This is a genomic window from Streptomyces sp. NPDC002623, assembly GCF_053592635.1.
This window is the reverse complement of record NZ_JBSFWB010000063.1, coordinates 1-15,616: the sequence shown is the minus strand read 5'-3', so window position 1 is coordinate 15,616 and position 15,616 is coordinate 1. Positions and strand designations below refer to the sequence as shown.

Annotated in this window: 17 protein-coding genes and 2 pseudogenes; 9 read left to right on the top strand and 10 right to left on the bottom strand. The window is 71.0% G+C overall.

Annotation, left to right across the window (positions count from 1 at the left end):
• The first annotated feature begins 127 nt into the window (after positions 1 to 127).
• The 4 genes from ACWD4O_RS46480 to ACWD4O_RS46465 all read left to right on the top strand — a co-directional run bounded on the left by ACWD4O_RS46480 (position 128) and on the right by ACWD4O_RS46465 (position 2,677).
• Complete coding sequence (locus ACWD4O_RS46480; RefSeq protein WP_451289150.1) at positions 128 to 670, top strand: phosphonopyruvate decarboxylase; 543 nt, start codon at positions 128 to 130, stop codon at positions 668 to 670.
• Positions 667 to 1,281, top strand: coding sequence for a thiamine pyrophosphate-dependent enzyme (locus ACWD4O_RS46475; RefSeq protein ID WP_451289149.1), 615 nt, complete (start codon positions 667 to 669; stop codon positions 1,279 to 1,281). The genes ACWD4O_RS46480 and ACWD4O_RS46475 overlap by 4 nt, the downstream gene beginning before the upstream one ends.
• Positions 1,282 to 1,367: 86 nt before the next feature.
• Entirely contained in the window at positions 1,368 to 2,231 is an 864-nt protein-coding gene (locus ACWD4O_RS46470; RefSeq protein WP_451289148.1) for a hypothetical protein, read from the top strand.
• Between the two features lie 74 nt (positions 2,232 to 2,305).
• Complete coding sequence (locus tag ACWD4O_RS46465; RefSeq protein ID WP_451289147.1) at positions 2,306 to 2,677, top strand: hypothetical protein; 372 nt, start codon at positions 2,306 to 2,308, stop codon at positions 2,675 to 2,677.
• 32 nt (positions 2,678 to 2,709) lie between these two features.
• On the opposite strand, the gene ACWD4O_RS46460 is transcribed toward ACWD4O_RS46465, so the two are convergent.
• Entirely contained in the window at positions 2,710 to 3,474 is a 765-nt protein-coding gene (locus ACWD4O_RS46460; protein ID WP_451289146.1) for an alpha/beta fold hydrolase, read from the bottom strand.
• Between the two features lie 120 nt (positions 3,475 to 3,594).
• Here ACWD4O_RS46460 and ACWD4O_RS46455 point away from each other — a divergent pair, with 120 nt between their 5' ends.
• Together ACWD4O_RS46455 and ACWD4O_RS46450 are read left to right on the top strand one after the other, a co-directional pair.
• On the top strand, positions 3,595 to 4,815 hold the full coding sequence (locus ACWD4O_RS46455; RefSeq protein ID WP_451289145.1) for an FAD-dependent monooxygenase: 1,221 nt from the start codon (positions 3,595 to 3,597) through the stop codon (positions 4,813 to 4,815).
• 100 nt (positions 4,816 to 4,915) lie between these two features.
• The gene (locus tag ACWD4O_RS46450) at positions 4,916 to 5,635 is read left to right on the top strand and encodes a TetR/AcrR family transcriptional regulator (RefSeq protein WP_451289144.1); all 720 of its coding nucleotides are present in this window, start codon (positions 4,916 to 4,918) and stop codon (positions 5,633 to 5,635) included.
• A 92-nt stretch (positions 5,636 to 5,727) separates the two neighbouring features.
• Here the strand turns inward: ACWD4O_RS46450 and ACWD4O_RS46445 are convergent, their stop codons facing one another.
• The 7 genes from ACWD4O_RS46445 to ACWD4O_RS46415 form a co-directional block, all read right to left on the bottom strand.
• Complete coding sequence (locus ACWD4O_RS46445; protein ID WP_451289143.1) at positions 5,728 to 6,081, bottom strand: VOC family protein; 354 nt, start codon at positions 6,079 to 6,081, stop codon at positions 5,728 to 5,730.
• 255 nt (positions 6,082 to 6,336) lie between these two features.
• The gene (locus ACWD4O_RS46440) at positions 6,337 to 6,816 is read right to left on the bottom strand and encodes a MarR family winged helix-turn-helix transcriptional regulator (RefSeq protein ID WP_451289141.1); all 480 of its coding nucleotides are present in this window, start codon (positions 6,814 to 6,816) and stop codon (positions 6,337 to 6,339) included.
• 57 nt (positions 6,817 to 6,873) lie between these two features.
• Positions 6,874 to 7,893, bottom strand: a complete 1,020-nt coding sequence (locus tag ACWD4O_RS46435; protein WP_451289140.1) for a branched-chain amino acid ABC transporter permease — start codon at positions 7,891 to 7,893, stop codon at positions 6,874 to 6,876.
• The gene (locus ACWD4O_RS46430) at positions 7,890 to 8,762 is read right to left on the bottom strand and encodes a branched-chain amino acid ABC transporter permease (protein ID WP_451289139.1); all 873 of its coding nucleotides are present in this window, start codon (positions 8,760 to 8,762) and stop codon (positions 7,890 to 7,892) included. The genes ACWD4O_RS46435 and ACWD4O_RS46430 overlap by 4 nt, the downstream gene beginning before the upstream one ends.
• Positions 8,759 to 9,496 carry an ABC transporter ATP-binding protein gene (locus ACWD4O_RS46425; protein WP_451289138.1) on the bottom strand — a complete coding sequence of 246 codons (738 nt, stop codon included), beginning with the start codon at positions 9,494 to 9,496 and terminating at the stop codon, positions 8,759 to 8,761. Before ACWD4O_RS46425 ends, ACWD4O_RS46430 begins: the two co-directional genes overlap by 4 nt.
• Complete coding sequence (locus tag ACWD4O_RS46420) at positions 9,493 to 10,269, bottom strand: ABC transporter ATP-binding protein (RefSeq protein ID WP_451289136.1); 777 nt, start codon at positions 10,267 to 10,269, stop codon at positions 9,493 to 9,495. The genes ACWD4O_RS46425 and ACWD4O_RS46420 overlap by 4 nt, the downstream gene beginning before the upstream one ends.
• A 4-nt stretch (positions 10,270 to 10,273) precedes the next feature.
• Entirely contained in the window at positions 10,274 to 11,590 is a 1,317-nt protein-coding gene (locus tag ACWD4O_RS46415; protein ID WP_451289135.1) for an ABC transporter substrate-binding protein, read from the bottom strand.
• 271 nt (positions 11,591 to 11,861) lie between these two features.
• On the opposite strand from ACWD4O_RS46415, the pseudogene ACWD4O_RS46410 reads away from it, so the two are divergent.
• Positions 11,862 to 12,038: pseudogene (locus tag ACWD4O_RS46410) on the top strand (GNAT family N-acetyltransferase); the annotation flags it as partial.
• Between the two features lie 82 nt (positions 12,039 to 12,120).
• Positions 12,121 to 13,191, top strand: a complete 1,071-nt coding sequence (locus ACWD4O_RS46405) for a polyprenyl synthetase family protein (protein WP_451289134.1) — start codon at positions 12,121 to 12,123, stop codon at positions 13,189 to 13,191.
• A gap of 234 nt (positions 13,192 to 13,425) precedes the next feature.
• Here the strand turns inward: ACWD4O_RS46405 and ACWD4O_RS46400 are convergent, their stop codons facing one another.
• Complete coding sequence (locus tag ACWD4O_RS46400) at positions 13,426 to 14,592, bottom strand: NAD(P)/FAD-dependent oxidoreductase (protein ID WP_451289133.1); 1,167 nt, start codon at positions 14,590 to 14,592, stop codon at positions 13,426 to 13,428.
• A 36-nt stretch (positions 14,593 to 14,628) separates the two neighbouring features.
• Positions 14,629 to 15,342 (bottom strand): GntR family transcriptional regulator, encoded by a 714-nt coding sequence (locus ACWD4O_RS46395; RefSeq protein WP_451289132.1) that lies wholly within the window; start codon positions 15,340 to 15,342, stop codon positions 14,629 to 14,631.
• 123 nt (positions 15,343 to 15,465) lie between these two features.
• Here ACWD4O_RS46395 and ACWD4O_RS46390 point away from each other — a divergent pair.
• Positions 15,466 to 15,616 (top strand): annotated as a pseudogene (locus ACWD4O_RS46390) (Tellurite resistance TerB); the annotation flags it as partial.

Sequence of the window (15,616 nt, the reverse complement as noted above, 5' to 3'; positions counted from 1 at the left end):
GCAGACACAGGCGCAGACAGAGGCACAGGCCCAGGCGCAGGCCCAGGTGTGGCCATGCGGACAGGGCATACCGCGATCACGCTTTTTTATTGTTCAACGCCATCCATCAGCGCCCATGATGTGCGGCATGAACGAGACCTCCGCACTCGCGCCGCCCTCCTGGCAGGAGGACGTGTTCGCCGCTCTGAAGAAGCGTGGCGTCCGGCAGATCGCCTACGTCCCGGATTCCGGTCACTCCCACGCCATCCGTGCGGCCCAGCGGGACCCCGCGATCCACGACGTGGTGCTGACCACCGAGGAGGAGGGCGTCGGCGTGGTCGCCGGGGCCTGGCTCGGCGGGCAGCGCGCGGTGCTGCTGATGCAGAGCAGCGGCGTCGGCAACTGCGTCAACATGTTCTCCCTGCTGCAGATGTGCCGGTTCCCCTTCCTCACGCTGGTGACCATGCGCGGCGAGTACGCCGAGTTCAACCCGTGGCAGGGCCCCATGGGCCGCACCACACAGCAGGCGCTGGAACTCATGGGCATCACCGTGCTGCGCGCCGACGCCCCCGAGGACGTCGAGGAGACCGTGGAGGCGGCCCTGGACTCGGTGTTCGAGGCGGGCGAGCGCGTCGCCGTGCTCCTCGGACAGAAACTGATCGGCCGCAAGAAGTGGGAGCGCAACCGATGACCGCAAACGCACCGATGACCGCCGACGCCCTCGCCCGGCTCGACCGCCGCCGTTTCGTCGCCGACCTGATCGCCCGGCTCCCGGAGGACGCCCTGCTCGTCACCGGCCTCGGCTCGGCCGGCTACGACGTGTTCGCGGCCGGCCACCGCCCCGGGAACTTCTACCTCTGGGGCGCGATGGGCGCCGCCGCCCCGCTCGCCCTCGGCCTCGCCCTGGCCCGGCCCGACCGCCCGGTCGTGGCGATCACCGGCGACGGCGAACACCTCATGGGCATCGGCGCGTTGGCCACCATCGGCGTCCGACGCCCGGCGAACCTCACCCTCGTGGTCCTGGACAACGCCCACTTCGGCGAGACCGGTATGCAGCCCAGCCACACCGGACTGGGCACCGACCTCATCGCGGTCGCCCAGGGCTTCGGCATCCGCGACACCGTGCGGATCACCGACCTCGCCCAGACCGAGGACCTCGCCACCCGCATCGAGGCACGCACCACGACGACCTACGCCCAGGTCCTCATCGCCGCCGACGAACCGCCGCGTGCCCTGCCGCCCCGCGACGGCGTCGCCAACAAGAACTCCTTCCGCGCCGCGCTCGGTCTGAGCACCTTCTGATCCAGCGCTACGAGTTGTTGGTCAACGGCGAGAGCCGAGACGGAACTCCCCGCTGGCGCTATCGGCCTGAAAGGCGAAACGAGCCCATGCCCGCACCCCTGGCCTCCTACGTGGAGTCATGGCGCCCCGAACCGGTCACGGACGAGGATGCCCTGCCGCCCGGTCCGGCAGCGGCCCTGTCGGCGCTGCTGGACCTCCCCGACAACGCCGCCGAGTCCGGCGACCCGCTGCCGCCGCTGTGGCAGTGGCTGTATTTCCTGCACTGGCCGCCCCAGCAGGCTCTCGGCCCCGACGGACATCTGCGGGACGCCCGCTTCCTGCCGCCCGTCCCCGACCGTCGGCGCATGTTCGCCGGAGGGCGCTGCGACATCGTCGAGCCGCTGCGCGTCGGCGAACCGGCCGAACGCGTCAGCAGCCTGGCCGCGGTCACGCCCAAGCGGGGCCGCACCGGCGAGCTGCTCTTCGTCACCGAACGCCAGGAGTTCCGGCAGAACGGCCGCACCTGCCTGGTCGAGGAACAGGACATCGTCTACCGCTCCGGCGACGGCCCGACGGCCCGGCACCCGACCGCCGTCGACGACACCGCCCTGCCCGAGCCCGAGGGCCCGTGGCAGCTGCCCCTCCAGCCGGACGAGACCCTGCTGTTCCGCTTCAGCGCACTCACCGCCAACGCCCACCGCATCCACTACGACACCCCGTACTGCCGCGAGGTGGAGGGCTATCCCGGTCTCGTCGTCCACGGCCCGCTGCTGGCCCTGCTCATGCTGGAACTGGTCCGCACGAACGCCCCGGAACGCCAGGTGCGCTCCCTGTCCTACCGGCTGCACCGACCCGCGTTCATGGGCGAGCACCTCCTGGCGGACGGCGCGTCCTCGGCCGGGCCCGCCCACCTGCGCGTCGCCACTCACCGCGAGGCCCGGCACGCCACCGCCGAGGTGACCTTCGGATGAGCCGCCGCGCATCACGCGCCGGTGGTTCGCCGTGACGGCCGCACGCGTGCCGAGCGCAAGGCTCAGCCGGGGACATGGACGCCGGCGGCCGTGCCGATGCGATCCGCCACGACCTGCCGGAAATGGGCGCACCGGGTGACAGCGCCCAGCGAGCGGATGGCGTCGAGGGAGAGACCTGCCTCCTTGGCGCGCAGGATGACGGCGACGCGGGCGAGGTCGACGGTGGCATGGCGACAGTGGCCTGCTCCACCGGCGCGGTCACCCGCGAGCGGACGGCCGGCTGGATCGCGGGGCAGCGGAAGCGGGCTGAGGCCGACCGTCTGTTCCTGGCGCTGCCGATGTTCATGGCAGCGGCGACCGCGCCGGCCAGCCTCACGGACCGCCCCGGCGCGGTGAGGTGGTCCGTGAGGGTCCGAACATCGTGGGGCACCTTGACGATGCGGTAATGGCGGCGCGCCGACTCGGGTCGCTCGGCTCGTCAGCGGTCCAACGAGTCCCAGAAGTCGGTGAGCACCCGGGCGCCGCGGACGGGGTCCTGGGTCATCCACCAGTGACCGAGCCCGTCGAGCGTCGCGGTGCGGGCACCGGCCCGCCGCGCCGTGCGGGACCGCTGTTCGTCGGTTCCGGCCAAGAGGTCCTCGGTGGCGAGCAGGGCGAGGCCCGGCCGCTGCGCCGCACGTTCGAGGTCGCGGCCCAGCTCGGCCATCGCCGGTTGGGCGGCCGACCGGTAGAGCGCGTGTGCGGCCCGCCCCATCGCCTCGTCCTGGCCTACCGCGACCTGCTTGGCGACGGGCTCGCTCATGCCCAGCTTCACGAGCATCGCGACCCGCATCTCGAGGTCCGGGCCGAGCGGGACGGCGGGGTCCGGTCCCGTGTTCTCCGGCTTCTGCTGGCTCAGGGCGAAGCCGTGCCACTCGTAGTCCGGGTCGAACAGGCCGACCACATCGCTGACCCAGCTGCGCACGAGGTCCGGGCGGGCCATCACCGCGTTGAGGGCGTGCGCGCCGCCCCAGTCGTGCCCGACCAGGTCGACGGGCTCGGCGAAGCGCTCCAGTTCGCCGACGAGCCAGTCCCGGTACTCACCGACGGTCGCACCGAACCCTGTCGGCAGGGGCGCGCCGAAACCGGGCGGGGACAGACGGATCGGGACGGGCCGAGCGGGAGCGATGCGTTCGAGCTCGACGAGCAGCGGCTCCCAGACCTCCGGCGTCTCAGGGAAGCCGTGGACGAAAACAGTTGGCATGGCGGGACTCCGTTCATGTCGGTCGCGACCGGCTTCCCCCACCGACCTCGCCACCGACCTCGCTACCGACTCCATGACTGACCAGGTGACCAATCTGGTCAGTGAGTATAGTTTGCCGGCATGAACGCGAACACCTCCCCGCGACAGCGGGCTCTTGTCGTCGGACTCGGCGTCAGCGGAACCGCCTCCGCACTGCGGCTGCACAAGGCGGGCTGGGACGTCACCGTCCTGGAGAAGGCAGCCGAACGCCGCCGCGGCGGGTACTTCCTCACTCTCTTCGGCACCGGGATCACCGCGGCAGAGCGCCTGGGCATCGAGGTACCGGACCGTTTCTCGGAGGACATCGCCTACTACAACGTCGATCGCGCGGGCCGGCGGCGGCGCGGCATGGGCTTCGCCGAGGCCGTGGCCGGCGAGTCCCGCCCGGTCGTGCGCGGCGACGTCGAGCAGGCCGCGTTCGACGCCCTGCCCGAGGACGTGGAGATCCGGTACTCGTCGCTTCCGGTCGGGCTGCGCCAGGACGCGGAAAGCGCGCAGGTCGACATCGAGGACCGGGCCGCGGGGACGGTGACCACCGAACGGTTCGACCTCGTGGTCGGGGCCGACGGCCTGCGCTCGACCGTGCGCCGGCTGGCGTTCGGGCCCGACGACGGCCGCATTCACCGTCTCGGCTACATGCTCGCGGCGTGCGCCCTGCCCGGCCCGGTCCCCGGTTTCCGGGGCACGGACGGAATCGTCATGTCCGAGCTGGGCCGGTCGGCCTGGGTGTTCGCGTTCGCCGACCGGCCACCGACGGTGCTGTTCAACTACCGGACCGACGATGTGGACGGCGAGTTCACCCGGCCCGCCATCGACTCGCTGCGGGCGGTGTTCGGACCGGAGCCGACGGGCCCGACGCTCGGCTGGCTGCTCGACCGGTTCGAGGAGGCGCCGGACCACCTGTTCGACACCGCCGAGCAGGTGCGGCTCGACACATGGCACCAGGGCAGGGTGGTGCTCGTCGGCGACTCGGCATGGTGTCTGACCCTCTACTCCGGGATGGGGGCCTCCAGCGGCCTGGCCGGGGCCGACATGCTGGGCACGATGCTGGAGCGGCATCCCTCGGACGTGCCGGAGGCGCTGCGGGCCTGGGAGGCGAAACTCCGCCCCTTCATCGAGTTCCACCAGGGCACCGGCATAGCCATGCGCAAGCTCTTCGTCCCGGCCGACCACACCGAGGTCCACATCCGGTCCGTCTTCGACCATGTGGTGGGGACGACGCTCGGCAGAACGCTGGTCTCGAAGCTGGAGCACCGCAGCAAGGCGTCCCGGATGAAGACGGTCGACATCGCCCTGTGGTGACGTGACCTTGGAGCCCGCCGCACGGTCGGCTCACCTCCGTGAACCCCTGTGAACCCCCGTGACATCATGCTGCGAAGAGCGAACGGGAGGAAACACGACGGTGAGCCGACTGATCGAACACGACTCCGTCAAGGCGGCCAGGATCCTCGACAGCGCACGCGAGCTGGTCCTCGAACACGGCGTCCGCAAGGTGACCATCGCCGAGATCGCCACGGCCGCGGGCGTGGGCAAGGGCACGGTCTACCTGTACTGGGAGACCAAGGAAGACCTGTTCGTGGGGCTCGCCGCACGCGAGGTACTGGCCTGGATCAGGACCGTCAACCACGAGATCGCCCAGGACCCGCAGTCCGTCCTCCCCCGTCGTCTCGCTCCGCTGCTCATCCGCACGACACTGAGCAACCCGTGGCTGCGGTGGCTCCAGAGCGACGACAGTGCCAAGAGGCAGTTGCTCCACCGTCCCGCCGACCAGGAGCGCTTCGCCGAGGCCACCACGAGCGCGATGGGCAACGCGGTCCTGACGATCCTTCGCGACCATGGGATCGTGCGCGACGATCTCCCGCTGCCCAGGCAGATGTACGCGCTGCACGCCGTGCTGGTCGGGTTCGTCACCGTCATGAGCAACGCCGATGTCGCAGACCCGCTCACCGTCGACGATCCCGAGACCGCCCTGGCCGACACCGTCCACCTGCTGCTCGAACGGCCTCGCGACCCCGCCGCGCGCGTTGTCGCCGAGGCCGCGGAAGCGGTGCGGGGCCGGTTCGCCGAGATTCACGACAACCTCCTGGGACTCGTCGCGACGGGCGCCGCCGGAACCAGATGACCCCTGTCCTCAAGGCCGTGCCGTGCTGAGCGACGAGACCGGCCGGGGACGCGGAGTCGCCCTCATCCGCGTGCGGTCGAGGCCGCACTCGGTCAGGCGGGCTGCCACAGCTCGACCCGATTGCCCTCGGGGTCGGTGACCCAGCCGAATCGGCCGACGCCCTCCATGTCCTGGGTGTCCTGGGCCACGTCCGCTCCCTTGGCACGCAACTGCGCGAGCATCGCGTCCAGGTCGCGGACCCGGAAGTTGAGCATCGTCCGCTGGGCGCGGGAGCCGAAGTAGTCGGTCTCGGACTCGAACGTCGCGAACACCGTCGGCCCGGCTTCCTGACGCCACAGTCCGTGCTCATCCGCGTCCAGGCCCAGGCAATCGCGGTACCAGGCGCTCAGGGCCGCCGGGTCGTCCGCCCGCATGAAATATCCACCGATTCCCAGCACACGTTCCATGCCGCCATCCTGCCAGGACGGCGATCGGGCAGGCCCGCACCACACCATCGCCGCCATCGCCCGCGAGGTCAGGAGCGACCGCGTAACCCGGTGAGGCCGACGGCGAGGCCGGCGAGTCCGTCGCCGCGCTCGCCCTCTCCCCCGGCCAGGCCGCCTGCAGATCGGCCTGGCCTGATCGTCGGCCCGGCCGGCCGCGCCTCGCCCGGGGTGCCGACCGCTTTCCCTCGCGTGATCGGCCCCGGGACCACCGCGCTCTCAGGCGTCCTGGTGTCGCCCCGTGAGGGAGGCGAATCCGTCCTCCAGTCCCTGGCGGAACGCTGACCGCTGTGCCTCGGGCATGTCCCGCAGCAACTCGTCCTCGAGCTTGTGCACCGCGGGCGCGCACGCCGTCAGCAGCTCTGCCCCGGCCTCCGTCAGGCGGGCTTCCATGGTCCGCCGGTTGCCCGGAGCGTGGGTGCGCTCGATCAGCCCGCGCTCCTCCAGCGAGCGCACGATCTCGTGCATCGTCTGGGGCCTGACGAAGGAGCGGCGAGCCAGTTGCGCGGAGGAGAGCCCGCCCCGGTGCTGCAGCACGGTCAGGGCCGTGTACTGGAACGTCGTGAGTCCGTACGGCCGCAGGGCCTCGTCCATGAAGGAACGGATGGCCAGCTCGAGCTGCTTGACGAGGTAGATCGTCAGCGGGACCCGGTGGCCCTGCGGGTCCGGCTCCGGACCCGGCCCGGCTGCCTCCGTCATCGTGCGCACCTCTTGGTCGGTCGTCGTCGGGAAGGCCGGGCGAGGCCGCCGCAGAGGTCAGCCGACCGGTGTCCGCACCCGGTGACCGACCGGCAGTAGTTCAAGGTCATGTCGGCGTGCCACGGTACCCCACAGTCCACGGGGCATCCACAGCGTCATCGCGATGGCCAGCGCGCCCAGCCCGATCAGGTACCAGGTGCCTCCGATGTCACCGAACCAGTCCTGCACCAGGAAGAACACGATCGCTCCGACGATCGGTCCCTCGAAGGTGCCGAGACCGCCGATGACCACCATGAAGATCATGTAGGCGGACCACTGGACGCCGAAGATGGAGTCCGGCTGCACCCGCAGGGTACTGGCGAGCGTGAGGCCGCCGGCCGCCGCGCAGCCCACCGCCGCCAGCACGAAGACCAGCCGTTTCGTCGAGGCGACCCGTACGCCGACGGACGTCGCGCCCACCGGGTCGTCCCGGATCGCTTCCAGCGCGGACCCCGGTGCGCTGCGCAGCAGGACGAAGACGGCCAGCAGGAGCAGGCTCATCAGCGCCAGGGCGAGCCAGTACACCTGGGCCTGGCGCACGGCCGGATCGGCGGCCGACAGACCGGTGAGCGAGCGGCCCGAACCGCCGCCCAGCGAAGGCGTGTTCACCACGATCAGCCGGAAGAACTCGGCGATGGCCCACATGCCGATGGCGAACTGCCCGCCGGTGAGCCGGAACGCTAGCAGCGAGGTGGGTACGGCGACGGCGCCCGCGAGCAGGGCCGCCAGGACGACCGCGACGAAGGGGCTGACACCCCGGTCGACGAGCAGGAAGACGCCGTACGCGCCCAGGCCGATGAAGCCCTGCTGACCGACGGAGACCAGACCGGCGTAGCCCGCCAGCGCGTTCCACATGGCCGCGATGATGACCAGGACGAACAGGCTCGTCAGCTTCGCGGTCACGTCGGGGGTGAAGGCGAAGGGGGCGAACGCCAGGGCGATCAGCAGGGCGGCCAGGGCCCCGGACGCCGTACGGGAGACCGGCGTCCAGCGGTGGATGGTGGCGGCGCCGGGGCGCACCGGTGATGCGATGGTCATGTACGGCTCCTTCTCATGCCGAGCAGTCCCTGCGGGCGGAGGGCCAGGACGGCGAGGAACACCGCGTGACCGGCCACGATGGAGAAGCGCGGGTCCGCCTCGGCGCCGACCGTCTGGGCGATGCCGAGGACCATGCCCCCGGCGAGCGTCCCCCACAGCGAACCGAGCCCTCCGATGACGACGACCTCGAAGGCGAACAGCAGTTGGGTGGGTCCCATGGACGGACTGAACGACGACCGCATCGCGAAGAACGCGCCCGCGAGACCCGCGGTGGCGACGGCGATGGCGGCGGCCCAGGCGTAGACCCGGCGGCTGTCGATCCCGACCAGCTCGGCGGTGTCCGCGTCGGCGGCGGTGGCGCGGATCGCCCGGCCGATTCCGGTGCGGGCCAGCAGCAGTTGCAGCCCGCCGAGCAGCGCGACCGCCACCAGCACGGTGAGCACCCCGAGATAGGGGATGCTCACCGACGACCCGAGCTGGAGCCCGGAGGTGGCCAGTGAACCGACGCCCAGGGAACGGGAGTCGGCGGAGAAGATCTCCAGGAGCACGTTCTGCAGCACGATGGCCAGACCGAAGGTGGCCAGCATCGACGACATCTCGCCGGTGCGCAGCGCCTTGCTGAGAATGCCCCGCTGCAGCGCCACTCCGACCAGGCCCATCACGGGCAGGACGAGCAGGATCGCGAAGAACGGGCTGATGCCGAGGGCGGCGGCCAGGACCGCGACGAGGAACGCGCCGAGGACGGCGAGGTCGCCGTGGCTCAGGTTGACGGTCCGCATGACGCCGAACATCAGGGAGAGACCGCAGGCGAAGAGCGCATAGACGCCGCCGAGCATGACACCCTGCACGATCGCGTTGATCCAGTTCACGCCGGCTCCTCCCGGACGGTGGTGACGGTCGCCCGGCCGAGCCCGAAGTAGGCCTCGACGACCTGTTCGCGGGTGACCCGGCCCGCGGGCTCGTCCAGGACGACACGGCCCTCGAGCATGCACAGCACGCGCCGGGCCACCCCGAGGGCGCGGCCGAGGTCCTGCTCCACGAGCAGCACCGTCGTACCGCCCGACAGGATCGTGCCGAGCGAGTCGTACAGGGTGTCGACGACGATGGGGGCGAGGCCCAGGGAGACCTCGTCGAGCAGCAGCAGCCGGGGGTTGGTCATCAGCGCCCTGCCGATGGCCACGGCCTGCTGCTCGCCGCCCGAGAGGTTGCCGGCGCGCCGCTTCAGCAGCCCGTCGAGCAGGGGGAAGGCGGCCACGACGGCGGCCAGGTCCCATGGTCCGCGGCGTCGTGCCCGGGTGGCGACCAGCAGGTTCTCCGCGACGGTGAGGTCGGCGAAGAGCCGCCGTCCCTCGGGGACCAGGGCGATCCCGGCCGCGACGCGCTCGTGCGCCCGACGGTCCGTCACATCCGTGCCGTCCAGGGCGATCCGGCCCTCGGCCGGTCGGTGTGCTCCGGCCATGGCCCGCAGGAGGGTGGACTTGCCGGCGCCGTTGGCCCCGACCACCGCCACGACCTCGCCCTCGGCCACGGAGAACGACAGGTCGCGGACCGCGCGCAGCAGTCCGTGGCGCACTTCGAGGTTCTCCACCGACAGCAGGCTCATGCCGCGCTCCCGAGATAGGCCTCGACGACCCGGGGGTCGGCCATGACGGCGTCCGGTGCGCCCTCGGCCAGGACCCGGCCCTGGGCGAGACAGACCAGCCGGTCGATCACCCGCAGCAGTGCGTGCAGGACGTGTTCGATCCAGACGACGGCGATGCCGTCGGCGCGCAACTGCTGGATGGTGACGATGAGTTCGTCCGTCTCGGCGTCGGTGAGCCCGCCGGCGATCTCGTCGAGGAGGAGGACCTGTGGGTCGGTGGCCAGCGCCCGTGCCATCTCCAGCCGCTTGCGCTCCAGCAGGGTGAGCGCGGCGGCGGGCCGGTTGGCCTGGGCGAGCATGCCGCAGCGTTCGAGTACGTCGAGCGCGTGCCGCTGGGCCGCACGGCGCCGGTGTGAGCCGCCCTGCACCGACGCGACCAGTACGTTCTCGTAGGCGGTCATGCCGGTGAAGGGGCGTGGCACCTGGTGGGAGCGGCCGATGCCGCTGCGGCAGCGGCGGTCGGCCTTCCAGCGGGTCACGTCCTGGCCCTGGAAGGTGACGCTGCCCTCGGAGGGGGTCTGGGCGCCGGAGAGGATGTCGAGCAGGGTCGTCTTGCCGGCGCCGTTGGGGCCGACGATGCCCAGGGCCTCGCCGGGGGCGAGGGCGAGGTCGATGCCTTCGAGGACGACCAGGCTGCCGAAGCGGCGGTGGATGCCGTGCGCCGAGAGGACCGGCGGGGCCTGGACCGCCGGCCCCGCCGTTCCCGTCCCGGCCGTCTGCGTCCCCGAGGTCATGGGGTCAGCGGAGCGGCTCAAGTTCGCCTCCGACCGGGATGTCGTCGAAGGAGCCGTTGTCGACGATGACGGGCTCGACGGCGAATCCGCTGCCGCCGGTGGCCTCGCGCCACTGCGCCATGACCAGTCCCTGCGTGGACACGTTCTTCACCGGCCCGCCCCTCCAGTCCAGCGGCCCGGCGATGGTCGTCAGCCTGGCCTTGCCGAGGGCGGCCGCCAGTTCCTTGCGGTCCTTGGGGTCGGAGGTCTGCCGCAACGCGTGGACCGCGACCTCGAAGAGCGCCATGTTCGACCCGATGACCTGGTTCCACTGTTTGCCGGTCGACTTCTCGTAGTCGTCGGCCAGTTGCTGGGAGCTCTGGTGGGTGAGGGTGGAGGTGTACGGGTACTTGGGCGACCACCAGAAGCCGGCGGTGAGGCCGTGGCCGAGCGATCCGAGCGCCTCGACCTGGGAGGGCAGGAGGCCGGTCTTGGCGATGCTCGCGATGCGCGGCCGGTAGCCCTGCTGCCGGGCCTGCTTCCAGAAGGTGGCGAAGTCGGGCGGCAGCGGGAAGGTGTTGAAGATCTCCGCGTCGGCCTTCTTGAAGGCCGCGATCTGCGCCGAGTAGTCGTTCGTGCCGTCCTCGTACGCCCCGGGGTCGACGATGGTGAATCCGCTCTCCTTCAGCCCCGGCCCGAGGCCCTGCCGGATCGCCTTGCCGTCGGGGTCGTTGGGCCACATGACCCCGACCCGCTTGTTGGTCTCCACGCCGCCGTTGGTCCACAGCGAGGTGTAGGCGGCCTGGATGTCCGCGACACCGATGAAGAAGTGGTACGTGTACGTGAACGGCTTCTCGGGGGTGGCGCCGCGGCCGAAGTACCAGGCCTCCCACGGCACGGCGGTCGACAGACAGGGGATCTTGGCGGCCTCGCACGCGTCGGCGACGGGGTTGACCGTCTCCGGTGTGGAGGTGACCAGCATCAGGTCGATCCGCTCGCCGTTGATGAGATCGGTCGCGACCTCGGCGGCGGTCTGCGGGTTCGACCGGCTGTCGCGGTCGACGATCTCGACGGAGTACTTCTTGCCGCCGATCTTCAGCCCGTCCTTGAGGGCGGTGCGCATCTGCTTCAGCAGGTACGCGTTCGGCTCGCCGAAGCCCGCGGCCGCGCCTGTGCTGGGCGAGACATAGCCGATCCGGAGGACCGTGTCGGTCTGCGCGGCGGACTCCTTGATGCCGCCGCAGGCAGTGAGCAGTCCGCCCGCGGAGAACAGCCCGGCGGCTCCGGCGGTGCCCCGCAGAAGGGATCTTCGGGACAGACTGCCGTTCATGGGTGCGCTCATCAATGCCTCCGGGCATGTCGAGGGAGCGGAAGGGAGGTGGCGAAGCCGTGGGGAAGCCACGGGGAAGCCGTGGGGAGATGCCGGAGCCGGCGGCGGGGGACGGCGGAGTCGGCGGCGCAGAGCGGTGCCGGGTCCCGTCACGGGGCCGGCTGGGTAAGCGGCGGCCCTATATCAGGAACCCTGATGATGGCCATCATGATGCATACGCCGACCGCGGATGACAAGGGTGTTGCCGAGACATGTCCGGCGGGCCCGCCCACTCACCCCCGGAGAGCGTGTCGCGCTCGCCCTGCCCAACACCTGATACGGCGTGGTCCTCCGGCACGAGGGGGAGCCGATCGGCATGGGGCGCGTCATCGGTGACGGCGGCACCGCGTTCCAGATCGTCGACATCTGCGTCCACCCCGCACACCAGGGACGCGGCCTCGGCAGGCGCATCATGACCGCACCCATGACTCGACCGGCATGTACCGCGTGCTGGGCGGGAGCCCGGGCCTGGGTGACCCTACCGAGCAGGAAGAATGCCCCCCATGACCCAGCAGATCCTCGAGCGTGTCGCCGGATACGAGCGCCGGTTCAACACGCTCTTCGCGGAGTACTTCGACACGGTGAGCGCCCGACTCGACGCGCCGTCCTTCAGTCGGTTCACCCCGGACTGCCTGCGGTTGCTGCGGGAGTTGTCCCTGCGGGGCGGGAAGCGGATGCGGGTCGTTCTGCTGTATGAGGCGGCGCGTCTGGCAACGGACCAGCCCGTCGACGGACTTGACGCCGCGGCGTTGGGCATCGAGCTGCTGCAGACCCACGGCCTGGTGCACGACGACCTCATCGACGACAGTCCCACCCGACGCGGCGGCCCCTCCACCTACTACGCCTACCGTGAGCGGTTCCCCGACCACCCGCAGGCTGCCCTGGGGCTGACCGTGCTCGCGGGGGACCTCGCCCTCGCCCTGTCGCTGCAGGCGCTGCTGGAGGCGAAGGCGCCTGTGGCGGTGCGGCAGGCCATGGTCGAGGTGCAGACCCGGGCGGCGGCCGACACGTTCGTGGGCCAGATCGTCGACCTGGAGCGCGACTTCGCCGCCGCGCCGGACGAGGACGTCCTGCACTGCGTGGCCGACTACAAGTCCGCCCGCTATTCGATCCTCGCACCCCTGCAACTCGGCCTCCTGGCCGCCGGCGAGCAACCGGCGCTCTTCGAGAAGGAGTTGCGGGAGTACGCGCGGCTGGTGGGGATCTGCGGGCAGATGCGCGATGACTACCTGGACCTGTTCGGAGACGCGGCCACCATGGGCAAGCCGACCGGCACCGACCTGCGCGACGGCAGGCACAGCTACACCGTCCGGGCTCTGCTGGCGGCCGTCGACGACGCCGAGCGTGGCGTGGTGGAAGCCGCGCTCGGTGACCCGTCCGGCACGCCGCGGACCGTCGCCGCCGTCCGGGAGATCGCTGAGCACCGTGGCGTGCCGGGCAGGATGGAGGCGGACATGCGCCGCTACGCGCAGCAGGCGTCCGCGGTGGCCGCCGGCTGGCGGTCGCGGTGGCGGGAGGAGGCGGTCGCCTTCTTCGAGCTGCTGCCGCTGTGGAGCGTCGAGCGAGCCAGATGAACGAGCCATGTGAGCGAGCCAGTTGAGCGCCCGCGCCACTGACCCAGCGTCGGCGCAGTGATGCGTCCGGGCGGTGTGCCCGTGGACGCGGGATCGTCACCCGGGCCCGGCGGGGCAGCGGCCACCGGCTCCCCCACGACTTGGCGTCGGGGAGCCGGCTCATCCCGCTCACCCCAGGGGCCGCTTCCACCCCGTCGCCCCCCATGACGGGAGCTCGGCGGGGAGGGTTGTCGGCTACTGGTCGCCCAGGCCCGCGGCGTGCTGATCCACCTCGATGTCCGAGCGGCCCGCGCCGGTGAATCGGGTGGGCCGGAAGGCCCGGAGGAGGTCCTGTTCCCGATCGGTGGTGATCTCGGTCGCGACCAGGCGTCCCAGGATCGGCGCCAAGGTGACCCCGCTGTGCGAGACGAGGCAGTAGACCCGGGACTGCGCGGAGGCATAGCCGGCGACGGTGTGGCCGTCCGCGGGCAGTGACCGGAGGCCGACCCGCAGGTCGATCTCCGGTCGCCGGCTCGGGTCGGGAAGCAGCGCGGAGAACCGCCGGGCGAGGGTGTTCGCGATGGCCCCGTCCGCGGACGGGGGGTCTGCGGGATCGACGTCGGCGTTCAGGTCGAGAGCCTGCAGGACGGCATGCCCAGCGGCCTCGGGGCGGAGATTGAGGCCGGGGCTGTGGATCACACAGCGCAGGTCGAGTCCCGGTGCCCTGGCGTAACCGAGCAGACCCACGATCTGCGCTCCGCGACCGGCGTCCGTCACCATGGGAACGTCGATGCCGGCCCGGGCTGCCAGCTGTTCGGTCCAGCGGCCTGCCGCCAGGACGACTCGATCGCCCCGGCGGACCTCGCCTCCGGCCAGGGTGACGGTCACTCCGTCAGGTCTGTCGTCGATGGCCACGACCTCGCCGACCGTGCACGTGGCTCCGTGCCGCTCGGCGTCCGCCAGCAGGTTGCCCACGAAGCGGGCCGGCAGAACGTATCCCTCGCCGGGGAAGTGCGCGATGGACGTGATGGTCGCCGGGATCCGGAGGTCGCCGGCGATCCGCGTCGCCTCGTCGGGCGTGACCCAGTGTGCGGGGTAGTCCAGGGCCTGCAGTCGCTCCACGTTGTCGGCGAGTCGCCGCTCGTTCGCGGCGTCCGCCCACTGCAGCGCTCCGCTGGGGAAGTACGACGGCGCGCCGCGCAGTTGCTCGGCGAGCCTGGCGTGCTCCGCCATCCCTGCGAGGTTCAGCCGGTGGTAGTCCGGGTCGGGCTTCCGGCTGGAGTTGATCCAGGCGAAGGTGGTCGCGGTCGTGCCGGTGCCGGCTCCCGACCGGTCGAGCAGGAGAACGTCCTGGCCGGCGACGGCGAGTTGTCTCGCGACGCTCACGCCCAGCACACCGGCGCCGATGATGATGACCTTCATGGTGTACGCACTTCCTTTCCGGCAGCGACACGCTGCTCATATGACGGGGACGGGCAGCTCCAGGAAGAACTCGGCGGTTCCCGGACGGACCAGGGTCGTGACCACCTCGACGGTGCTTCCGTCGTCGGCACGCAACTCCCGGCGCCGCCTCAGCGCGGGTGTTCCGATCTCGCTGTGCAGCAGTGCGGCGTCGTGCTCATCGAGGCTCACCGGGTCGAGGTAGACCCGGATCGAGTCGATCGGTACGCCTCTGCGCTGGAGATACGGGAGGGTGACGAGGTCTTCGAGATTCTCGTTCAGCAGGTCGGGGGCGACGGCGAAGAGGACGACGTGCCGCTCGACGGACCGTGGCTCCTCGCGCAGGTCGAGCTTGCGGCGGACCAGTTCCACCACGGCCGTGTCGGCCGAGGCGCCGGGGAGCGTCAGGACGGCGTCGGCGGCCCGGACGATCCGCGCGGACACGACCTCGTGTCTGCCGGGCACGCCCTTTGCCGCTACGGCGGGGGTGACGAAGTTGAGCAGATTGATCTGCCGCGTCACGTCCGCGACGAAGGTGCCGTGGCGCCGTCGGCGGATCGCCAGCCCCGACTCCGCGAGGTCGTTGAGGACCCGTTGGGCCGTGGCCCGGCTGACGCCGTACTGGGTGGAGAGATCCTTCTCGGTCGGCAGCCGCGCGCCAGGGGGCAGGTCCCCGGCCCGGATCTTCGCCTCGATCTCTCGCCTGATCTGTACGTAGAGCGGCACGGTCATCTTTACACCGTACAATTGGCCAATTGACCGGTCAATAGGGGATCGAACATCGACTCGGACATCGACTCCGCTATGTTCTACAGTGACGTAGAAATAGATCAGGCTCGACCTTCTGGAGTTCTCATGGCCCTGTGGGATCGCATCAAGGAGTCCGCGTCGACGATGCAGACGCAGCTCGTGGCGAAGAAGAACGACCTCAAGAGCGGCGCCTTCCGCGACGCGAGCATGGCCATGTGCGCCCTGGTCGCCGCGGCGGACGGCAGCATCGACCCGG